This window comes from Acidimicrobiia bacterium (assembly GCA_035651955.1).
In the GTDB taxonomy this organism is placed as follows: Bacteria; Actinomycetota; Acidimicrobiia; order IMCC26256; family JAMXLJ01; genus JAMXLJ01.
The window spans coordinates 1-18888 of sequence record DASRES010000085.1 but is presented as its reverse complement, the minus strand read 5'-3'; the positions used below and the strand labels follow the sequence as shown (position 1 = coordinate 18888).

The window sequence follows — 18888 nt, the reverse complement described above, 5'->3', positions numbered from 1 at the left end:
TGAGTGTCGCTATCCGACGTTCAGCGACGCATGAAGCGCGTGCATTGCGCCGGAACTGGCGGATCGGCGCGACGAGTCGGCACCAAGGACCGAAACGGCCGAGGTGCATCCTCATCGTCGGTTCTCGGCTCGCTGGGACGTCAGGAGCGCTTGCCCCCTGGCCGCGTGCTTCGCTTCAGAGCGATCCCGGCTCGGGAAGTAGGCGGGACCGGCAAGGCACGCACCCGCGCCCCCGCCGACCGCGGCGGCCGCGAGCACGACGGCGGCCCAGAACCGGCGGCCATTGCGCGCCGCCCGCCACGCGACGCGCGGCCCGGTGAACATGTCACGCAGGCAGACTGCCGCCACGAGGACCGCGACGGAGTACGTGATGATCGCAACGAGCACAGCTGGTCGCCTCGAGTGTCGCTACCCGAGCCTCCCGAAACCATCGGCAAGAAACCCGGACTCCTGACACTCGAGCGCCGGATCCGCCTCCATGCGTCGTGAAACCGTCCCATGCGCGGTTTCACGACGCATGAAGCGCTTGGGTGACCGCGTCCCAGGCGGCGCGGTGGCGAGCGACGTTCTCCTCGCGGTCGCTCGTCGCGATCACGACGTGGACGCCGCGACGCGCGATCGCGTCGTCGAGGGCCGGCACCACGTCGGCCGCCTTGTCGACGCGGCTCGCCGGGATGCCGTGCACGGCGGCGAGGGCGGCGAGGTCGACGTGCTGCGGCGTGGCGAACAGCTCCTCGAAGTGGGTGCGGCCGTCGGCCTGGGGCAGGAACGAGAAGATGCCGCCGCCGTCGTTGTCGAGCACGACGAAGACGGCATCCAGCTCGCGGCGCGCCGCGCCGAGCAGACCGTTGGCGTCGTGCAGGAAGCAGAGATCGCCAGCGAGCGCCACCGTCGGGTGCCCAGGCGAACCCGCGGCGATCCCGAGCGCGGTCGACACGAACCCGTCGATCCCGTTGACACCGCGGTTCGCGAAGAAGCGGACACCGGTGCGCGGCGCGGCGAACGCCTCGACGTCGCGCACGGGCATGCTCGACGCGACCACGACGTTGCCACCCTCGGGCACCGCAGCGACGACGTCACGCGCGACACGACCCTCGAACACGTCCTGCGACGCGTCGAGGAGGTCGGCGAGCGCGCGCCGCGCGACGAGCTCAGCGTGCAGCCACTCGTCGCACCACCGCGAACGTTCGCGCCCGACGCGCTCTGCGAGCGCGCCCGCGAGCGCGGTCGGGTCGCACGCGACGATCTCGTCGGCGTCACGGTACGGATCGAGCCAGGCGCCGCCCGCGGCGTGCACCACGACGTGCCGCGCGCCGCTCTCGTGGAGCCACGTCGTGGTCATCTTGCTCGTGAGCGGCGCGCCGAAGCGGAGCACGACGTCCGGGCGGTGGTTGTCCCCGAACCCGGCGCGCACGAGGGCCTCGTACGTCGAGACCGCGTGCGTGCCGGTGCGCAGGTTCGAGATCGGATCGGCGAGCACGGGCCAGCCCAGCGCGGCCGCGAGGCGATCGAGCACGCGCGCGTCGAGCTCGGCGCCCCAGCCCGCGACGATCATCCCGCGCTCGACCCGCACGAGGCCGTCGACGACGGCCGCCGGTGGCCCGACGGCACCGCGGGACACGCGGGTCCACGGCTCACCGCCCGTCCGCGGCGGGACGTCGACGAGCGGCTGGCCAGTCGGCACGAGCGGCTCGCGGAACGCGACGTTCACGTGCACCGGGCCGGGCCGCGTGCCGGTCGCCTCCGTGACCGCGCGCGCCGCGACGGCTCGCCACGCGCGCGTGACCGGAGCCGGCGCGTCCGCGGGTGCCTCGACGTCGACCGACCAACGAACCGCGTTGCCGTACAGGCTCACCTGGTCGATCGTCTGACCGGCGCCGGTGTCGCGCAGCTCGAACGGGCGGTCGGCCGTGCAGACGACGAGCGGGACGCCGCCGTGGTGCGCCTCGACGACGGCCGGGTGGAAGTTCGCCGCCGCCGTACCGGACGTGCACAGCACGACGGCCGGTCGACCGGTTGCCTTCGCGAGACCGAGCGCGAAGAACGACGCGCTGCGCTCGTCGAGATGGATGTGCACGCGAACGCGCCCGTCGCCCGCAAGTGCGAGCGCGAGCGGCGTCGAGCGTGAGCCGGGCGCGACGCAAGCGTCGGTGACGCCGGCGCGGGCCCACTCGTCGACGACGGCACGCGCGAACGCGGTGTTCGCATCACGGGTCATGCGAACATGCCCCGGTGCGGATCGTGTTCGTACCCGGCTTCACGCAGCCCGCGAGCTCGTGGGATCGCGTCCGGCAGGGGCTCGACGACACGGTCGCGCTCGACGTCCCCGACGGGCTCGACTTCGTCGCGACTGCGCACGCGATCGGCGACGCGGGCGGCCGCGCGATCTACGTCGGCTACTCGATGGGCGGACGGCTCGCGCTGCGCCTCGCGCTGGACCGGCCCGACGTCGTCGCCGGGCTCGGCCTCGTCAGCGCGTCGCCGGGCATCGCGGACGACCGCGAGCGGGCGGCACGTCGCGACGCCGACGACGAGCTCGCGCGCGACGTCGAGCGCGACGGCGTCGACGTGTTCCTCGACCGCTGGCTCGCGCAGCCGATGTTCGCGACGCTCGCCGCCGACGAAGCCGGCACCGACGCCCGCCGGGCGTCGAACACGGCCGAGCGACTGACGCACCAGCTGCGCGTGCTCGGCCAGGGTGCGCAGGAGCCCGTCTGGGACCGCCTCCGCGAGCTCACCGTGCCGGTCGAGCTCGCCGCCGGCGCGCTCGACGACAAGTACGTCGGCATCAGCCGCGACATGGCGCGCGCGATCGGCACGAACGCGCGCCTGACCGTCGTTGGCGGCACCGGCCACGCGCTGCACCTGCAGGAACCGGATGCCGCACGCGCGATGGCGGAGCGACTGCGTCACCGGGTGACCTCGTAGCGCGCCAGCAGGTCGGGATCGGGTGCGAGTGGCCGCGGCCGGATGACGCCGTCGTGCGGAACCAGCCGGTCGGCGACGACGTCCTCGTCCAGCAGCAACGCCGTCGCCAAGCCGCACGCGTAGGGCAGCTCCGGGAGTGCGCACGCCAGCGCGACGCCTGCCGCGATGCCGATCGACGTCTCCATCATCGACGTGACGATCGCGGGGACGCCGGCTGCCTCGGCGACGCGCAGCGCGTTGCGGACTCCGCCGAGGGGCTGCACCTTGAGCACGACCGCATCAGCCGCGTCCAGCCTCCGGACGCGGCGCGCGTCGTCGACGTCGCGAACGCACTCGTCGGCCGCGATCGCGACCGGAACGCGCGCACGAACCCGCGCGAGGTCGTCGAGCGACGCGACCGGCTGCTCCGCGAGCTCGAGGTCGTACGCGGCCATCCGCGTCAGCGCGTCGACCGCTGTGTGCACGTCCCACGCACCGTTGGCGTCGACGCGCAGCCGCGTCGACGCATCCACCGCGTTGCGCACCGCCGCGAGGCGGTCCAGGTCTTCGCGCGGATCGCGACGACCGACCTTCACCTTCACGCACGCGAACCCGGCCAGCGAACCGGGAGCGGGCAGCGGGCCGTCACCGACGAGCGCGTTCACGGGGACCTCGTCGCGCACGGCGCGGGGCCTGCCCCCGCACGCGGCCTCCTCGGCCGCGGCCCACGCGGCTCGCTCGGGGCACGGGTATCCCGGCAACGGCGAGCACTCACCCCAGCCGGCCGGGCCGTGCAGCAGCGTGACGTCGCGCCCGCCGAGACGCAGCCGGTGCACGTTCACGACAGCGCCAGACCCACCGTCAGCAGGACTCCGAGCACGAGTTGCAAGCGTGTCGTCGCGACGAGCGCGGCGACGAGACCGGGCGGGTCTGCTCGCGTCAGGACGAGCCGACACGGACCGAGCGCGAACGGGATCGCGAGCAGGCCGAGCAGCGCCAGCGGATGGGACACGCCGACGGCGAGGACCGCGACGAACGCGCCCGCGATGCACGCGACGAACAACCGACGCGCGTTGACGGCGCCGATGCGCACCGCGAGCGTGCGCTTCCCCGCCTCGACGTCGGTCGTGACGTCGCGGACGTTGTTCGCCAGCAAGATCGCGCACGCCGGCAGCCCCATCGCGAGCGATCCCCACCACGCCACGGCGGGGATGTCGTGCAACTGCACGAACGCGGAGCCAGCGGTCGCGACGAAGCCGAAGAACACGAGCACCGAGACCTCGCCCAGGCCTTCGTATCCGTACGGCCGCGGACCGCCCGTGTACAGCACGGCAGCCGCGATCGCGGCTGCGCCGACGAGCAGCAGCCACGGCGACACGACGATCGACACGACGAGTCCGACGACCGCGGCGAGCGTGAACGCGATCGCCGCGGCGCGCTTCACCGCGGTGGGCGACGCGAGACCCGACGCGGTGAGGCGGAGCGGCCCGCGCCGCTCGCGATCGGTGCCGCGGACGCCGTCGGAGTAGTCGTTCGCGTAGTTCACGCCGACCTGCAGCGCGACCGCGACGACGAGCGCCGCGAGCGCGCGCCACCAGATCGTCGGGCCGTCGATCGACGCCGCCGCCGTCCCCACCAACACCGGCGTGATCGAGATCACCAGCGTCCGCGGCCGGGCGCCGGCAATCCAAATTGATGCGCGATTCATGGTGCGGCGACCGGAGCGACGGAGGAGCGCAGGTCGCTCGCCAGCGAACGAATGCCCGAGGGCCGGGTATCCCGGCCCGCAGTGAGTGAGCGAGAAGACATCGGACTACGGGCGCTTGGGAAAGCGCCCGAAGTCCGGCTTTCGCTTCTCGAGGTAGGCGCGCTTGCCCTCCTGCGCCTCCTCGGTCATGTAGAAGAGCATCGTCGCATCGCCCGCGAGCTGCTGGATGCCGGCGAGCCCGTCGTCGGCCGCGTTGAGACCCGCCTTCAGCATGCGCAGCGCGATCGGGCTGTGGGTCAGCATGCGCCGGCACCACGCGACCGTCTGCTCCTCGAGCTCGGCGAGCGGGACGACCTTGTTGACGAGTCCCATGTCGGCGGCGGTCTGCGCGTCGTACTGCTCGCACAGGAACCAGATCTCGCGGGCCTTCTTCTGACCGACGGAGCGCGCGAGCAGGCCCGACCCGTATCCACCGTCGAACGAGCCGACCTTCGGCCCGGTCTGGCCGAAGCGCGCGTTGTCGGCGGCGATGGTCAGGTCGCACACGACGTGGAGCACGTGGCCGCCGCCGACCGCGTATCCGGCCACCATCGCGACGACGGGCTTGGGGAGCCGGCGGATCTGGATCTGCAGGTCGAGGACGTTCAACCGGCCGACGCCGTCGTCGCCGACGTAGCCGTCGTCGCCGCGGATGCGCTGGTCCCCACCCGAGCAGAACGCGTCGGGACCCTCGCCGGTGAGGACGATCACGCCGACCTCGGCGTCGTTGCGGGCCCGCTCGAACGCGTCCTGCAGCTCGAACAGCGTGCGGGGCCGGAACGCGTTGCGCACCTCGGGCCGGTCGATCGTGATCTTCGCGATGCCCTCGGCCTGCTCGAGACGGATGTCGGTGTAGCCGAGGTCGTCGCCCCACGGCTTCCAGTCGAGCGCGGGCCGGATCGGGTTCGCCGCCATGGCACCTCCTGCGAGCCGGGCCGGCGCCTGCACGCCGGTCGTCGAGCGAGCCGCGACCCTGGGAGTGCGACTCTGGGAGCGGGCGCTCCAACGGTTACCGTACCGGGCGATGCCGGCGGCCGACGAAGCGAACCTGGTCGCGGTGCCGGCCCGGGGCGCCCGGGCCGTCGACGCGATCACCCGGGCCTGGGACCGGGGCGACGCCGTCGCGCCCCTCGACCCCGGCGCCCCGGGGGCGGCCGTGGCCGCGCGTCTCGCCGTGCTCCGGCCGACGCACGTGGACGACGGCGACGGCACGCGCCCGGTGCCCGACCGGGGCGAACCGGTCCCGGCCGGCGTCGGCGCGGTGCTCGCCACCTCGGGGACGACGGGCACGCCGCGCGCCGTGCAACTCGACCACGACGCGCTCTCGGCCTCGGCGCGCGCGGTGCACACGGCGATCGGGCGCGAACCCGACGACCGCTGGTTGTGCTGCGTGCCCGTGCACCACGTCGCGGGGCTCGCGATCGTGGCCCGCGCGCGTACACACGACCTGCCGCTCGTGGTCCACGAGGCGTTCGACGTCGACGCGGTCGGCGCGTCACCGGAGCACGAAGGTGCGACGCTCGTCTCGGTCGTGGCGACGATGCTGACGCGACTGCTCGACGCGGGCGCACCCGTCGACCACTTCCGCGTCGCGCTGCTCGGTGGGGGCCCGATCCCACGTGAGCTCGTCGCGCGAGCGACGGCACGTGGCGCGCACGTCGCGACCACGTACGGCATGACGGAGACGGGTGGAGGCTGCGTCCACGACGGGCACGCGCTGCCGGGCGTCGACGTGCGCATCGCGCCGGACGGTGAGATCCAGGTCCGGGGTCCGGTGGTGATGCGCGGCTATCACCGCGACCCGGACGCGACCCGTGACGCGTTCACGACGGACGGCTGGCTCCGGACCGGGGACGTCGGCGAGCGCGCCGACGACGGGACGCTGCGCGTCGTCGACCGCCGCCGCGATCTCGTGATCACCGGCGGCGTCAACGTCAGCCCGACGAGCGTCGAGCGCGTCCTCGCGCGCCACCCCCGTGTCGCGGACGTCTGCGTCACCGGGGCGCCGGATGCGGAATGGGGCGAGCGCGTCGTCGCGCACGTCGTGCCCGCCGACGCGAACGGGCTGCCGACGCTCGACGAGCTGCGCGCGTTCGCGCGCGACGAGCTGAGCGCGGCGGAGCTCCCTCGTGAGCTCAGGTTCGCGGCTTCCATCCCCCGTACGGCGAGCGGCAAGCCGCGGCGCGGGCTCCTGCGCTCGCGCGCGTGACGTCAGGCGGAGTCGCGGTCACGCAGGTCGACGCGCACCGCGATCGGGTCGGCGCGCTGCATGACGGCCAGCGCGCTCTCGGCGCGCTTCTCGTCGCGGACGCGCACACCGACCCAGACGCCGCCGTCACTGACGTCCTGGAACGTCAGGTTCCAGGCATCGGAGTCGCTGATCGACCGCTCCGCGCCGATCATCCCGCCCAGCGTCCCGCCGAGGAACGCGCCCAGGATCCCGAAGACCCACAGCCACGCGGGCGCGTTCCACGACCCGCTGATCCACAGGATGATCGCGCCGACCGCGAGCCCGACCGCGATGCCGGCCACGGCCCACAGCACGATCGCCCGCAGCGTGCGCACCAACACGTGGGTCACCGCGCGGCTGTCCGCCGCCGTCTTGGTCGGCGCCGCTTCGGCCTCGAGCGCGCGCGTGCCGGTGAGGACGATGTCGTCGCCGTCGACGCCACTGTTCTCGAGCGCCTCGATCGCGGCCCGGGCGTGCGGCATGTCGGCGAAGCGCGCTGCCACGTCGGGAACCCCGGCCATCGCATGGTGACGGGTCCGCATGGTCGTACCTTCCTCGCTCGCTCTCGTCTCGTTGCGCGCGTACCCCCGCACGGGACGGTTCGACACCCGAGTTCACGCTGCGCGCGTGCCACTACGGTGGGCCGGTGACACCCGCGGGCCGCGTCCCGATGCCGGAGCACGTCCTGCCGATGCTCGCGACGCCCGGACCGCTGCCGACCGACGACGCGCACTGGTCGTTCGAGATGAAATGGGACGGCGTGCGCGCCCTCGTCGCCGTGACCGACGACCGGGTCCGGATCACGTCCCGACGCGGCAACGACGTCGGCGACCGGTACCCCGAGCTCCATGGCCTCGCGGGGAAGGTCGGCGGCGGCGCGCTGCTCGACGGCGAGATCGTTGCCGTCGACACCACGGGGCGTCCGAGCTTCGAGGTGCTGCAGCAGCGGATGAACGTCGCGTCCGTCGACGTCGCGGCGCGCCTCGCCGCGCGCGTGCCCGTCGTACTGATGCTGTTCGACGTGCTGTGGCTCGACGGCCGTCTCGTCACGGACCTCCCGTACACGGAGCGGCGCGCGCTGCTCCACGCGCTCGGGCTGGCGTCGCCGCACTGGCAGACGCCACCCGCGCACACCGGCGACGGCGCCGCGGTGCGCGACGCGGCGACCGCGCTCGGGCTGGAAGGTGTCGTCGCGAAGCGGCTCGACAGTCGCTACGAGGCGGGGCGCCGCTCACCGGCATGGCGCAAGACCAAGGTCGACCACAGCCAGGAGCTCGTCGTCGGCGGGTGGCTGCCCGGCACCGGCCGGCTCGAGACGCACCTCGGATCGCTGCTCGTCGGCTACTACGACGACGAGCACCGGCTCCACTACGCGGGCCGCGTCGGGTCGGGGATCGACGAGGCGACGCGAGCGCGCCTCGAGGCGCTCGTCGCCCGGCACGCGCGGGCGACCGCTCCGTTCGTCGACCTCCCGCGCCTCAAAGACGCGCGTTTCGTCGAGCCCGTCCTCGTCGTGGAGGTGCGATTCCACGAGTGGACGCAGGCGGGGATCCTCCGCCACCCGCGCTACGCAGGCCTGCGCGACGACAAGGACCCGGCCGAGGTCGTTCGCGAGCCCGTCTAGCCCGCGACCGGCGCGCCCCGCGCCGCTACTCGATGGTGAAGAGCTTCGTGAGCCCGGTGATCTCGAACACCTTGCGGGCGGACGGGTTCAGCGACTTGAGCACGAGCTCGCCGTCCTTCTCGCGGACGCGCTTCAGCGCGCCGACGAGCACACCGAGCCCGGACGAGTCGATGAAGTCCATCTCGCTGCAGTCGACGACGACCCGCCGGGCCCCGCCGTCGACGATCCCGTACAGCTCGTCGCGCAGTGCCGCGGACGTCGAGACGTCCACCTCGCCCCGGATCGCGAGCTCGGGTGCCTCGGGCGTCCCGCGGCGTGTGAACTCCGCTTGCGCGTCGGCCGCGATGCGGGGCTCGGGCGTGTTGACCATCTCGCTCCTCCAGGCTCGCGGCACGTGGACGCGCGCGACGACGACGTCCACTGCCCGGCCCGGGAGCGTACCCGCCGCCCGGGGGCGGAAACCGTCTCCCCGCCCCGCTCCGCGCCCCCGCTACTCGAACGGGAGCTCGTCCGTGAGGCTGGTCAGCTCGACGAGGCGGACGATCTGTTCGTTGGCACCGCGGATTGCGTAGCCGCGTCCCGCGGCACGTGCCGCTCGCGCGCCCTCGAGGAGCGCCGAGAGGCCGCTCGAGTCGAGGAACGTGCACGCGGCGAGGTCCACGACCACGTCGGTGGGCGGCGTCGTCGTCGCGGCTTGCGCCAGCGCGTCCGCGACCTGCGGCGCGGTCGCCATGTCGACGTCACCCCCGACGCACACGGCGACGCGGTCCGTCTCGTGCACGATCTCGCACCGGAACTCGGCGGGCCCCTCACCCAGCCGCGGACCATCGACGTCGGTCAAGCGATCCTCCTCGCGCCCAACAACCGGCGCCGCCGGCGCCGCGGGAGCGCGGGGGTCGCCGGCCGGCAGAGGCGGCTGGCTGCTCAACCGCGGGCCCACATTCTCGCGCGTGACGCGGGGTGATCTCCAAGATCTACCGATCGGCCCGGCCGGAGACCTCGTCGACGAGGTCCTGGGCCAGCTCCCGGACCTTGCGGTTCTCGTGCTGGGATCGGCGGCGGAGCTCCTCGAACGCCTCCTCGGCGCTGCACCGTCGGCGCTCCATGAGGACGCCCTTGGCCTGGTCGATCACCGCGCGGGAACCGAGCGCCTCCTCGAGCTGGCCCGTCAGATCGACGCACGCCTGGTGGAGCTGGGCGTTCGCGAGGACGACCGCCGCCTGCGACGCGACGAGCACGGCGGCCCGCTCGTCGCGCGGGCCGAACACGTCCTCCTTGCGGCTGTAGAGGTTGAGCGCGCCGATGCACTGACCCCGGACGAGCATGGGCGCGACCAGACAGCTGGCGAGCCCGACCTCGGCCGCGGCCTGCGCGAACGTCGACCAGCGCGTGGCCGTACGCGTCGACGGCACGTGCACCGGCTCGCACGTCGCGACGGCCTCGATGGTGGGTCCCTCGCCCGCCTGCAGCTGGACCTCGTCGAGACCGGGACCGTCGGGGTCGCTGCGCACGCGGGCGCGCGGGCCGTCCTCGGTGATGAGCGTCACGTCGGCGGCGTCGCAGACGGGAACGCTCGCGATCGCGAGCTCGGTGACGCGCGCGAGCGCGGCATCGAGCGGCTCGTCGGACAGGAGCAGCTTCGACAGCGCGTCGAGGCTCTCGTTGAGCCGGTCGTCGTCGGCAGCCATCGGCGACCTCCCTGCCGGCGCCCTGCCGTGCGCGCCGAAGTCGGATCGCGGATGTTAGCGACGCCGTCCCCGAGCTACCCGCCGACGCCCTCGAGCTCGAACCAGACGCGCTTGCCGTCGGCCGTCGCCGAGGAGCCCCACCGTGTCGCCATCGCCTCGACGATGTGCAGCCCGCGGCCCGTGGTCGCGTCGTCGACCATCGCGCGTGGACGGGGCTGGGCCTCGCTCGCGTCGCCGACCTCGACGCGCACACGCCGGCCGAGGACGGACACGGTGAGCTTCACGCGTGACCGCGCGTGCACGAGCGCGTTCGTCACGAGCTCGCTCGTCAACAGGCACGCGGTGTCGATCACCTCGGGCACCGTGTGGTGGCGCCGCAGCGCGGCGGCGACGAAGCGCCGTGCCGCGGACACGCTCGGCGGCACCGGCGGGAGGACCGTCGCGACGGTGTCGTCCGACGACGGCGGCGTCGTCGCCTGGCTGCCGGACACGGTCACGGCTCGGAGCCGGCGAGCGCCGCGCTGCGGAGGCTCTCGAGGCTCTTCGTCAGGAGGCGCGAGACGTGCATCTGGCTGATGCCCACCTCGTTCGCGATCTCCGACTGCGTGAGCCCGTCGAAGAACCGCAAGTACACGATCCGGCGCTCACGGGGCGGCAGGTTCGACAGCAGGCCGGCAAGCTCCTCGCGCTGCTCGACGCCTTCGAACTCGGTCTCGTCCTCGCCGAGGCGCGCGGAGAGGTCGAGCGAGCTGCGCTCTTCGTTGGCGAGCGCGGCGTCGAGCGACGCGAGCCGGTACACGCCGCCGGCCTCCATCGCCTCGAGCACGTCCTCGACGCGCGTGCCCGTGCGCCGCGCGATCTCGTCGGGCGTCGGCGACCGGCCCAGCTCCTGGCTCAGCGTGCCCACGACCTTGACGAGCTGCAGGTGGAGCTCCTGCACGCGACGAGGGACGCGCAACGCCCAGCCGCGGTCGCGGAAGTGGCGCTTCAGCTCGCCGACGATCGTCGGCGTCGCGAACGTGGAGAACCGCAGCCCGCGATCGGGCTCGAAGCGTTCGACCGCCTTCAACAGCCCGACGAGCGCGACCTGGCGCAGATCGTCGAACGACTCACCGCGGTCCGCGAACCGGCGGGCGAGGTACTCGGCCAGACCGACGTGCTCCTCCACGAGCGCGTCGCGCAGGCGCCGGCTCCCGGTCCGGCGGTACTCGACGAAGCGCTCGTGGACCTCGTCGCGCGCGTCGAGGCTCATCTCCTGCACCCGGCCCCCTGCGCGTGGCGCTTGCTCAACACGAACCGGAGCTCGCCACCGTCGACCGCGACGTCGAAGGAGTCCGCCACCCACTCCAGCACGGTCATCGCGAAGGCGGTCGCGTCGTCGGTCACCGCGCCACGCGCCCCCTGGATGGACGCGCTGACGGACACGCCCCGCTCGGGGTCACCGGTGAACGAGAAGCACAGCGGGCCGCTCCCGCTCCGGAGCAGCGCGTGACAGATCTCGTCGACCGCGATGCGCACGTCGTCCGTCTCGTCACAGTCGAGCCCGGCCCGTGTCGCGACGTCTGCGGCGACCAGCCGCGCGGTACGAAGGTGATGGTCGCCCGGAGGGAGCACGAGTTGTACGACACGGTCGACGCACTGGGTCTCGGCCATGGCTCCGTTCCAACGGCGGCGCGGCACTACCTCGGGTACCCACGCAGGCGGGGCTCCAAGCGTGAAACCCGTCCGGCGGACGGCCCGCCGGTGCGTCCGGATCGGTTGCCGACGGCCGGCTTCGGGTACCACCCGAAGACCCAGACCTACTCGGAGGTGTCATGGCCGACAGGACCAGACCCAGTGGCGCGACCCGTGACGAAGAGGCGCGCGAAGCGCGCGCGCAGGCCGGTGCACCGCAGGTGCCGACCGCCGAAGAGGAGAAGGCGGCCGACTCCAACGAGCTCGACCCGTCGGTCAGCGAGCACGAGAAGGACATGACCGAGCGGGGCGCGAACCAGAAGGGCGAAGGCCGGCTGCCCTGACCTTCCCCGGCGGTCCGGGCCGGGCACGTCCCTGCCCCGTGTCCGCGCCCGGTCGCCGGGCCGCTCGCGAGCGACCGCGCCGCCGGGCGCGGCACTGCGTCGCGCGCCTCGCGCCCGAGGCTTGCGCGTCATCGCGTGAGCACCTTCCCCCCGGGCGTGTGTCCGGCGCGTCCGGGGAGGCATGATGGGGAGCCGCGATCGTTGCCGCCGTGCGCACGGCAGCAACGTGCGTGACTCGGCAGGGACCGACCACGACGGCGCGACAAGCGGGGTCCACGACATGGAGCCGACCGAGATCGTCCTCACCATTCCGGGCACGCCGGACTTCCTCCGGCTCGCCCGCATGGCGGCGGCCGACGCGGCGAGCAGGGTCGGCCTCACGTACGAGGAGATCGACGACCTGCGCATCGCGGTCGACGAGCTGTGCTTCGCGGTGATGGGCGAGGAAGGTGCGAACGCGCCGTTGACGCTCGTGTACCAGATCCATCCCGGCGCGGTGGCCGTGCGCGGATCGTGTCCCGCGCCGTCGAACGGTGCGACACCCGCGCAGAGCGAGCTGTCGCGCACGATCGTGGCGGCGGTCGTCGACGAGCACGAGCTCGGACAGCAGGACGGCGCGCGCTGCTTCCGCCTCCTGAAGCGCGGCACCGCACAGGACGCCACGACGTCGGGATGAGCGTCGACCAGGCGCACGTCTCGACGCAGCCGGCCGACGAGCTCCGGCGGGAGTTCATCGAGTACCGCCGCACGGGTGACCGCGCGCTGCGCAACGTCCTCGTCGAGCGTCACCTGCCGCTCGCCGAGCACCTCGCGCGGCGGTTCGCGGGCCGGAGCGAGCGCCAGGACGACCTCACCCAGGTCGCGCTCCTCGGCCTGCTGAAGGCGGTCGAACGCTTCGAGCCCGAGCGTGGGCTCGCGTTCAGCACGTTCGCGACGCCGACGATCCTCGGCGAGCTGAAGCGCCACTTCCGCGACGCGGGCTGGTCGGTGCGGATGCCGCGTCAGCTGCAGGAGCACGTGCTCGAGGTGACGAAGGCGCTCGGTCCACTGACCCAGCGGCTCGGGCGGGCGCCCACGATCACCGAGATCTCGCACGACACCGGTCTCCCCGAGGAGGCGGTGATCGAGGCGATGGAGGCGAACCGCGCGTTCACGGCGTCGTCGATCGACGCCCCGAACGACGACGACGACTCGCTCGCGCCGCTCGACGCGATGGGCCGCGTCGAGCCGGGCATGGAGCGTGTCGAGCACCGGATGCTCGTGAGCGCGCTGCTGGAAACGTTGCCGCAACGCGAGCGCGCGATCGTCGTCCTGCGGTTCCGCGACGGGCTGACGCAGTCGCAGATCGCGGCCCGGCTCGAGATGAGCCAGATGCACGTGTCGCGGCTCCTGGCGCGCACGTTGACCCGTCTGCGCGACCAGATCGAGGCCGACGAGCGCGTGTAACCGGGACCCGGCGCACCCACCGGCCCGGCGCGCCCACCGGCGCGGTTGCGCCCACCGGCCCGGTTGGTACACAAGTCGCGCCTCTGACCGCGACTTGTGTACCAACGCAGCGGCGCGGGTGACATGCTCGCGGTGATGAAGGTCTCCGAGCTGTCCACACCCGCGCTCGTCGTCGACGTCGGCGCGCTCGAGCACAACCTCGCGACGATGAGCGCGGCGCTGCCGGGCGCTCGCCTGCGACCGCACGTCAAGGCGCACAAGTGCACCGCACTCGCCCGTCGCCAACGGGAGCACGGTCACGCGAACTTCACGTGCGCGACGCCACGTGAGGTCGCCGGCATGGCAAACGCCGGTCTCGGCGACGACCTGCTGCTCGCGAACGAGGTCGTCGACGACGGGCGTCTCGCGATGCTCGCGGCGTTGCACGCGCGCGTGACGGTCGCGGTCGACTCCGAGGCGACGATCGACGCGGCGGCACGAAACGGCATCCGCGAGGTGGTCGTCGACGTGAACGTCGGGCTGCCGCGGTGCGGCTGCGACCCGGCCGACGCGGGACGTCTCGCCGCGCTCGCGCGGTCGCGCGGTCTCGAGGTGCGCGGCGTGATGGGCTACGAGGGTCATGTTGTCGGCGTCGAGTCGCGCGCGTCACGTGTCGAGCAGACCGAGGCGTGCATGGCGCTGCTGCTCAAGGCGCACGCCGACGTCGGCGGTGACGTGGTGTCGGCGGGCGGCACGGGAACGTACGACGTCAACACGTGGGCGACCGAGATCCAGGCCGGCTCCTACGCGCTGATGGACGGCGCGTATGCGAAGCTCGAGCAGCAACCGTTCCGCCCCGCGCTGTCGGTCCTCGCGACGGTCATCTCGGTGTCGCCCGGCTGGGCGGTCGCCGACTGCGGGCTCAAGGCGCTCGGCATGGACCACGGCGATCCGACGATCACCGGTGCGACCGTGTGGTACTGCTCGGACGAGCACGTCACGTTCGACGTCGACGAGGGCGGCGTGCCGGTGAGCGTCGGCGACCGCGTGCGGGTGTGGCCGGCGCACATCGACCCGACGGTCGCGTACCACGAGCGCATGCACCTGGTCGACGGCGACGACGTCGTCGACACCTGGGAGGTCGACCTCCGCGGCTGGTGACGCGCGCGGCGGTCAGCGCGTCGCGGAGAACCGCGACCCGAGCTCGGCGAAGAGGCGGCGCTCGGCCGCGTCACGCCACCGTGCGCCGCGCACGACCGCTTGCGTGGCCGCGGCCGAGCTCGCGAGCGGAGCCACCTCTTCGGCGACCCGTCGCTGCGCGACGCGCGGGTCGCAACGGGCGTGCCGCCAGTGGTACGGCAGCACGGCCGCGGGCGCACGAAGCCGGCGCAGGGCCGCGACGACCTGCCGCGACCGCGCGGGTCGGCGGAGGATCGTGACGGCGCGCGCGCCGGTGCACTCGCCATCACGGCGCGCGTCGGCCGTCAGCATGCCGTCGAGCGCGAGGATGCGGAGCGCGTCAGTCGGCATGTCGTCCCTGGAGAGCGTTGCGATCGACGCTCCGTCACCGTCGGGATCGGCCGCGCTCGTGACGTGCTCGATCGCGAGGAACGCGACGAGCTCGCGCCACGACGCGCTCGACGCGACCCAGCGGTAGACGTCGGGCAGCGCGCCCGCGTTCGCGATCACGCGCAGTGTCGAGACCGGATCGCCCGCCCGGCGCGACCGTCCCGCCCCGAGCGTCTCGACGAGGTCGCGTTCGAGCCGCCCGCGGACCGCGCGCAGGATCGGGCTGACGGTCTGCGTCGCGTCGTTGCGCGCGGCGCGGCGACCGGCGTCCTGGAGCGTGAGCAGCGCGATCAGCCCGTCACGCTCGTCGTGCGCGGCAGCTCCGAGCAACGCGACGGGTACGGGGCCGCCTGCGCGCAGCGCGTGGGCGACTCGCGTCGCCAGCGGTTGGGAGTCCGCCGCGGGCGTCGGGCTCGTGAACGCGGGCAGATCGGGAAGGCTGAGCACTGCGGTCATGTCGTCTCGCGCGGGTCGTGGTCGGTGCGCTCCACACGTGGTTGGCGAGCGCGCACTACCCCCGCGACGCCGAGCCGGAAACGCCGTCTTGGCCCACACGCGCAGGCGGCCTACGGTGCACCGCATGACCGACCAGGAACTGGCCTTCCTCGACGCGACCGCGCAGGCCGAGCTCGTGCGCAGCGGAACCGCGTCACCGGCGGAGCTCGTCGACGCCGCGATCGCGCGGGTCGAGAAGCTCAACGGCGAGCTCAACGCCGTCATCCACACGCGCTTCGAGCAGGCCCGCGAGGAAGCCGACGGGCCGCTCGCGGAGGGCCCGTTCCGAGGCGTCCCTGTCCTCGTGAAGGACCTCGACGCCGCGACGCAGGGCGACCCGTGCCACTGGGGCAACAAGCTGCTGAAGGAGACGAACTGGGTCGACGACCACGACTCGTACCTCGTCGCGAAGCTCCGGGCCGCCGGGTTCGTCGTGATCGGGAAGACGAACACTCCCGAGCTCGGCCTGCAGCCGACGACCGAGCCGCTCGCGTACGGCCCGACGCACAACCCGTGGGACACGTCCCGCGGTCCCGGCGGCTCCAGCGGCGGGTCGGCGGCCGCGGTCGCGAGCGGCATGGTCCCGGTCGCGCACGCGGGCGACGGCGGCGGCTCGATCCGCATCCCGTCGAGCGCGTGCGGACTGTTCGGGCTGAAGCCGTCGCGCGGTCGCGTGTCGCTCGGGCCCGACCAGGGCGAGGCATGGGCGGGCATGGTCGTGCGGCACGTGGTGACGCGGTCGGTCCGCGACAGCGCCGCGGTCCTGGACACGCTCGCGGGCCGCATGCCCGGCGACCCGTACGCCGCGCCGCCGCCCGCCCGACCGTTCCTCGAGGAGGTCCAGAGCGATCCGCCGCCGTTGCGGATCGGTGTCCGCACGAACGCGGGCGCGATGGCAGCGACGGATGCGGAGTGCGTCGCCGCGGCGGAGGACGCGGCGCGGCTGCTCGAGTCGCTCGGTCACACGGTGGAGGAAGCGTCGCCGGCCGCGCTCGAGGAGGACGTCATGTCGATCTTCATGACGATCTTCTCGACGAACGTCGTCGCCGACCTCGACGAGATCGCGCGTCGCGCCGGGCGCGAGGTGACCCAGGTCGACGTCGAACCGATCACGTGGATGTACCGCGACCTCGGTGCGGCGACCACCGGCGCGCAGTACGCGGCCGCGATCAACGCGATGCACGCATGGACGCGGCGCATGGCGGTGTGGTGGACGGACGACGGGTTCGACCTGCTGCTCACGCCGACGCTCGCGGAGCCGCCGCCCGAGCTCGGTGACCTCGTGGTGCGCGACGCCGACGACCTGTTCCGCGCCGCGGCGCGCGCGGTGCCGTTCGCGGCGTACACCGCGCCGTTCAACGTGACCGGCCAGCCCGCGATGTCGGTGCCGCTGTACTTCTCGGCGTCGAACCTGCCGATCGGCGTGCAGCTCGTCGCCGACGCGAACCGCGAGGACCTCCTGCTGCGCGTCGCGGGCCAGCTCGAGCGGGCCCGCCCGTGGGCCGACCGGCGACCGGTCGTCCACGCCTGACCCGGCCCCCGTTCTGTGAAGCGTGACGGCCACGTACCGGCCGTCACGCTTCACAGAATGATCGTCGTACCCCTCCGGTACCCTCGGCTCGATGGCGCTCGACCGGTTCTCGCCCGCCGTCCGCGAGTGGTTCTCGACCAGCTTCCCCGCGCCGACACCCGCGCAGGAGCAGGGCTGGCCCGCGATCGCGGCCGGCGATCACACGCTGATCCTCGCCCCGACGGGCTCGGGCAAGACGGTCGCGGCGTTCCTCTGGGCGATCGACCGGCTCGCCACCGAGCCGACGCCGCCCGACAAGCAGCGGACGCGGGTGCTCTACGTCTCGCCGCTGAAGGCGCTCGCGGTCGACGTGGAGAAGAACTTGCGCGCACCGCTCGCCGGGATCCGGCTCGCCGCGGAGCGCAGCGGGACGCGCCTGTCCGACGTGACCGTCGCGATGCGCACCGGGGACACGCCGTCGCCGGAGCGCCAGTCATTGCTCCGCAAGCCACCCGACATCCTGATCACGACGCCCGAGTCGCTCTACCTCATGCTGACGTCGCGCGCGCGCGACACGCTGCGCTCGGTCACGACCGTCATCGTCGACGAGATCCACGCGGTCGCGGGCACGAAGCGCGGCGCGCACCTCGCGCTCTCGCTCGAGCGACTCGAGGAGCTGACCGAACGGGCACCCCAGCGCATCGGTCTGTCCGCGACGCAACGCCCGCTCGACGAGATCGCCCGCTTCCTCGGCGGCTTCGGCGGTGACGGCGCGCCCCGTCCGGTCACCGTCGTCGACGCGGGAACGCGGAAGCCGCTCGACGTCGAGGTCGTCGTGCCCGTCGAGGACATGGGCGCGCTCGGCACGCAGCTGCCGCCGACCGAGCAGCCCGGCGGCTCGGCTGCTGCGCCACCGGCGCGGGCGAGCATCTGGCCACACGTCCATCCGCGTCTGCTCGAGCTGATCCTCGAGCACCGCACGACGCTCGTCTTCGTGAACGCGCGCCGTCTCGCGGAGCGGCTCGCCGCACAGCTCAACGAGCTCGCGGGGTGTGGTGACGGCTCCGGGAAGCCCGAGCTGGTGAAGGCGCACCACGGATCGCTCGCACGCGAGCAGCGGCTGCTGATCGAGGACGACCTGAAGGCAGGCCGCCTGCGCGCGCTCGTCGCGACGAGCTCGCTCGAGCTCGGCATCGACATGGGGACGGTCGACCTCGTCGTGCAGGTCGAGTCACCGGGCTCCGTCGCACGCGGGCTGCAGCGCATCGGTCGCGCGGGCCACCAGGTGGGCGAGCCGAGCCGCGGCAAGGTGTTCCCCAAGTACCGCGGCGACCTGCTCGAGGCCGCGGTCGTCGTCCGGCGCATGCGCGACGGCGCGATCGAGGAGACGCGCTACCCGCGCAACCCGGTCGACGTGCTCGCGCAGCAGCTCGTCGCCGCGTGCGGGCTCGACGAGTGGGACGTCGACGCGCTCTACGCGCTGGTGCGACGCGCGGCCAACTTCGCGGACCTGTCGCACGACGCGTTCGTCGCGGTGCTCGACCTGCTCGCCGGCCGTTACCCGTCCGACGAGTTCGCCGAGCTGCGGCCGCGGATCGTCTGGGATCGCACCGCCGGCGTGATCCGCGGCCGCGAGGGCGCGCGCAAGCTCGCCGTCACGAACGCCGGGACGATT

21 protein-coding genes are annotated in these 18888 nt (G+C 73.3%); 9 read left to right on the top strand and 12 right to left on the bottom strand.

The window, feature by feature from the left end; all coding sequences use genetic code 11:
• Positions 1 to 508 precede the first annotated feature (508 nt).
• Positions 509 to 2218 carry a 2-succinyl-5-enolpyruvyl-6-hydroxy-3-cyclohexene-1-carboxylic-acid synthase gene (gene menD, locus VFC33_18145; protein ID HZR15162.1) on the bottom strand — a complete coding sequence of 570 codons (1710 nt, stop codon included), beginning with the start codon at positions 2216 to 2218 and terminating at the stop codon, positions 509 to 511.
• Positions 2219 to 2232: 14 nt separating this feature from the next.
• On the opposite strand from menD, the gene VFC33_18140 reads away from it, so the two are divergent.
• On the top strand, positions 2233 to 2928 hold the full coding sequence (locus VFC33_18140; protein ID HZR15161.1) for an alpha/beta fold hydrolase: 696 nt from the start codon (positions 2233 to 2235) through the stop codon (positions 2926 to 2928).
• Here the strand turns inward: VFC33_18140 and VFC33_18135 are convergent.
• The 3 genes from VFC33_18135 to menB all read right to left on the bottom strand — a co-directional run bounded on the left by VFC33_18135 (position 2910) and on the right by menB (position 5569).
• Entirely contained in the window at positions 2910 to 3749 is an 840-nt protein-coding gene (locus tag VFC33_18135; protein HZR15160.1) for an enolase C-terminal domain-like protein, read from the bottom strand. The two genes, VFC33_18140 and VFC33_18135, sit on opposite strands and share 19 nt — an antisense overlap.
• A complete protein-coding gene (locus VFC33_18130; GenBank protein ID HZR15159.1) occupies positions 3746 to 4615 on the bottom strand; it encodes a 1,4-dihydroxy-2-naphthoate polyprenyltransferase in 870 nt (289 codons plus the stop codon). The genes VFC33_18135 and VFC33_18130 overlap by 4 nt, the downstream gene beginning before the upstream one ends.
• 105 nt (positions 4616 to 4720) lie before the next feature.
• Positions 4721 to 5569, bottom strand: coding sequence for a 1,4-dihydroxy-2-naphthoyl-CoA synthase (menB, locus tag VFC33_18125; GenBank protein ID HZR15158.1), 849 nt, complete (start codon positions 5567 to 5569; stop codon positions 4721 to 4723).
• Between the two features lie 109 nt (positions 5570 to 5678).
• Between menB and VFC33_18120 the strand changes: the two genes are divergently transcribed.
• Positions 5679 to 6863 (top strand): AMP-binding protein, encoded by a 1185-nt coding sequence (locus VFC33_18120; GenBank protein HZR15157.1) that lies wholly within the window; start codon positions 5679 to 5681, stop codon positions 6861 to 6863.
• A gap of 2 nt (positions 6864 to 6865) precedes the next feature.
• Here VFC33_18120 and VFC33_18115 read toward each other — a convergent pair whose 3' ends face one another.
• Positions 6866 to 7387, bottom strand: coding sequence for a hypothetical protein (locus VFC33_18115; protein ID HZR15156.1), 522 nt, complete (start codon positions 7385 to 7387; stop codon positions 6866 to 6868).
• A 143-nt stretch (positions 7388 to 7530) separates the two neighbouring features.
• On the opposite strand from VFC33_18115, the gene ligD reads away from it, so the two are divergent.
• Positions 7531 to 8508 carry a non-homologous end-joining DNA ligase gene (gene ligD / locus VFC33_18110; GenBank protein ID HZR15155.1) on the top strand — a complete coding sequence of 326 codons (978 nt, stop codon included), beginning with the start codon at positions 7531 to 7533 and terminating at the stop codon, positions 8506 to 8508.
• A 25-nt stretch (positions 8509 to 8533) separates the two neighbouring features.
• Here the strand turns inward: ligD and VFC33_18105 are convergent, their stop codons facing one another.
• The 6 genes from VFC33_18105 to VFC33_18080 form a co-directional block, all read right to left on the bottom strand.
• Positions 8534 to 8929 (bottom strand): STAS domain-containing protein, encoded by a 396-nt coding sequence (locus VFC33_18105; GenBank protein HZR15154.1) that lies wholly within the window; start codon positions 8927 to 8929, stop codon positions 8534 to 8536.
• Between the two features lie 69 nt (positions 8930 to 8998).
• The gene (locus VFC33_18100; protein HZR15153.1) at positions 8999 to 9349 is read right to left on the bottom strand and encodes an STAS domain-containing protein; all 351 of its coding nucleotides are present in this window, start codon (positions 9347 to 9349) and stop codon (positions 8999 to 9001) included.
• 133 nt (positions 9350 to 9482) lie between these two features.
• Complete coding sequence (locus tag VFC33_18095) at positions 9483 to 10196, bottom strand: GAF and ANTAR domain-containing protein (GenBank protein ID HZR15152.1); 714 nt, start codon at positions 10194 to 10196, stop codon at positions 9483 to 9485.
• Between the two features lie 74 nt (positions 10197 to 10270).
• On the bottom strand, positions 10271 to 10693 hold the full coding sequence (locus tag VFC33_18090) for an ATP-binding protein (GenBank protein ID HZR15151.1): 423 nt from the start codon (positions 10691 to 10693) through the stop codon (positions 10271 to 10273).
• A complete protein-coding gene (locus VFC33_18085; protein HZR15150.1) occupies positions 10690 to 11448 on the bottom strand; it encodes a SigB/SigF/SigG family RNA polymerase sigma factor in 759 nt (252 codons plus the stop codon). Before VFC33_18085 ends, VFC33_18090 begins: the two co-directional genes overlap by 4 nt.
• Positions 11445 to 11849, bottom strand: coding sequence for an ATP-binding protein (locus tag VFC33_18080; protein ID HZR15149.1), 405 nt, complete (start codon positions 11847 to 11849; stop codon positions 11445 to 11447). Before VFC33_18080 ends, VFC33_18085 begins: the two co-directional genes overlap by 4 nt.
• A gap of 161 nt (positions 11850 to 12010) precedes the next feature.
• Here VFC33_18080 and VFC33_18075 point away from each other — a divergent pair, with 161 nt between their 5' ends.
• The 4 genes from VFC33_18075 (at position 12011) to VFC33_18060 (ending at position 14800) form a co-directional block, all read left to right on the top strand.
• Positions 12011 to 12214 carry a hypothetical protein gene (locus tag VFC33_18075; protein ID HZR15148.1) on the top strand — a complete coding sequence of 68 codons (204 nt, stop codon included), beginning with the start codon at positions 12011 to 12013 and terminating at the stop codon, positions 12212 to 12214.
• A gap of 280 nt (positions 12215 to 12494) precedes the next feature.
• Complete coding sequence (locus VFC33_18070; GenBank protein ID HZR15147.1) at positions 12495 to 12890, top strand: hypothetical protein; 396 nt, start codon at positions 12495 to 12497, stop codon at positions 12888 to 12890.
• A complete protein-coding gene (locus VFC33_18065; protein HZR15146.1) occupies positions 12887 to 13660 on the top strand; it encodes a SigB/SigF/SigG family RNA polymerase sigma factor in 774 nt (257 codons plus the stop codon). Before VFC33_18070 ends, VFC33_18065 begins: the two co-directional genes overlap by 4 nt.
• 135 nt (positions 13661 to 13795) lie before the next feature.
• Positions 13796 to 14800: an alanine racemase gene (locus VFC33_18060; GenBank protein HZR15145.1), complete on the top strand. Its 1005-nt coding sequence runs from the start codon at positions 13796 to 13798 to the stop codon at positions 14798 to 14800.
• A 12-nt stretch (positions 14801 to 14812) separates the two neighbouring features.
• Here the strand turns inward: VFC33_18060 and VFC33_18055 are convergent, their stop codons facing one another.
• A complete protein-coding gene (locus VFC33_18055) occupies positions 14813 to 15664 on the bottom strand; it encodes a hypothetical protein (protein ID HZR15144.1) in 852 nt (283 codons plus the stop codon).
• Between the two features lie 124 nt (positions 15665 to 15788).
• On the opposite strand from VFC33_18055, the gene VFC33_18050 reads away from it, so the two are divergent.
• Complete coding sequence (locus tag VFC33_18050; GenBank protein ID HZR15143.1) at positions 15789 to 17234, top strand: amidase; 1446 nt, start codon at positions 15789 to 15791, stop codon at positions 17232 to 17234.
• Between the two features lie 91 nt (positions 17235 to 17325).
• A partial coding sequence (locus VFC33_18045) for a DEAD/DEAH box helicase (GenBank protein ID HZR15142.1) occupies positions 17326 to 18888 on the top strand: 1563 nt, incomplete at its 3' end.

Coding starts and splice junctions, on each gene's coding strand:
- menD (HZR15162.1), bottom strand. CDS start 2,218: ATGACCCGTGATGCGAACACCGCGTTCGCGCGTGCCGTCGTCGACGAG.
- VFC33_18130 (HZR15159.1), bottom strand. CDS start 4,615: ATGAATCGCGCATCAATTTGGATTGCCGGCGCCCGGCCGCGGACGCTG.
- menB (HZR15158.1), bottom strand. CDS start 5,569: ATGGCGGCGAACCCGATCCGGCCCGCGCTCGACTGGAAGCCGTGGGGC.
- VFC33_18120 (HZR15157.1), top strand. CDS start 5,679: ATGCCGGCGGCCGACGAAGCGAACCTGGTCGCGGTGCCGGCCCGGGGC.
- VFC33_18095 (HZR15152.1), bottom strand. CDS start 10,196: ATGGCTGCCGACGACGACCGGCTCAACGAGAGCCTCGACGCGCTGTCG.
- VFC33_18085 (HZR15150.1), bottom strand. CDS start 11,448: ATGAGCCTCGACGCGCGCGACGAGGTCCACGAGCGCTTCGTCGAGTAC.
- VFC33_18080 (HZR15149.1), bottom strand. CDS start 11,849: ATGGCCGAGACCCAGTGCGTCGACCGTGTCGTACAACTCGTGCTCCCT.
- VFC33_18075 (HZR15148.1), top strand. CDS start 12,011: ATGGCCGACAGGACCAGACCCAGTGGCGCGACCCGTGACGAAGAGGCG.
- VFC33_18070 (HZR15147.1), top strand. CDS start 12,495: ATGGAGCCGACCGAGATCGTCCTCACCATTCCGGGCACGCCGGACTTC.
- VFC33_18065 (HZR15146.1), top strand. CDS start 12,887: ATGAGCGTCGACCAGGCGCACGTCTCGACGCAGCCGGCCGACGAGCTC.
- VFC33_18060 (HZR15145.1), top strand. CDS start 13,796: ATGAAGGTCTCCGAGCTGTCCACACCCGCGCTCGTCGTCGACGTCGGC.
- VFC33_18055 (HZR15144.1), bottom strand. CDS start 15,664: ATGACCGCAGTGCTCAGCCTTCCCGATCTGCCCGCGTTCACGAGCCCG.
- VFC33_18050 (HZR15143.1), top strand. CDS start 15,789: ATGACCGACCAGGAACTGGCCTTCCTCGACGCGACCGCGCAGGCCGAG.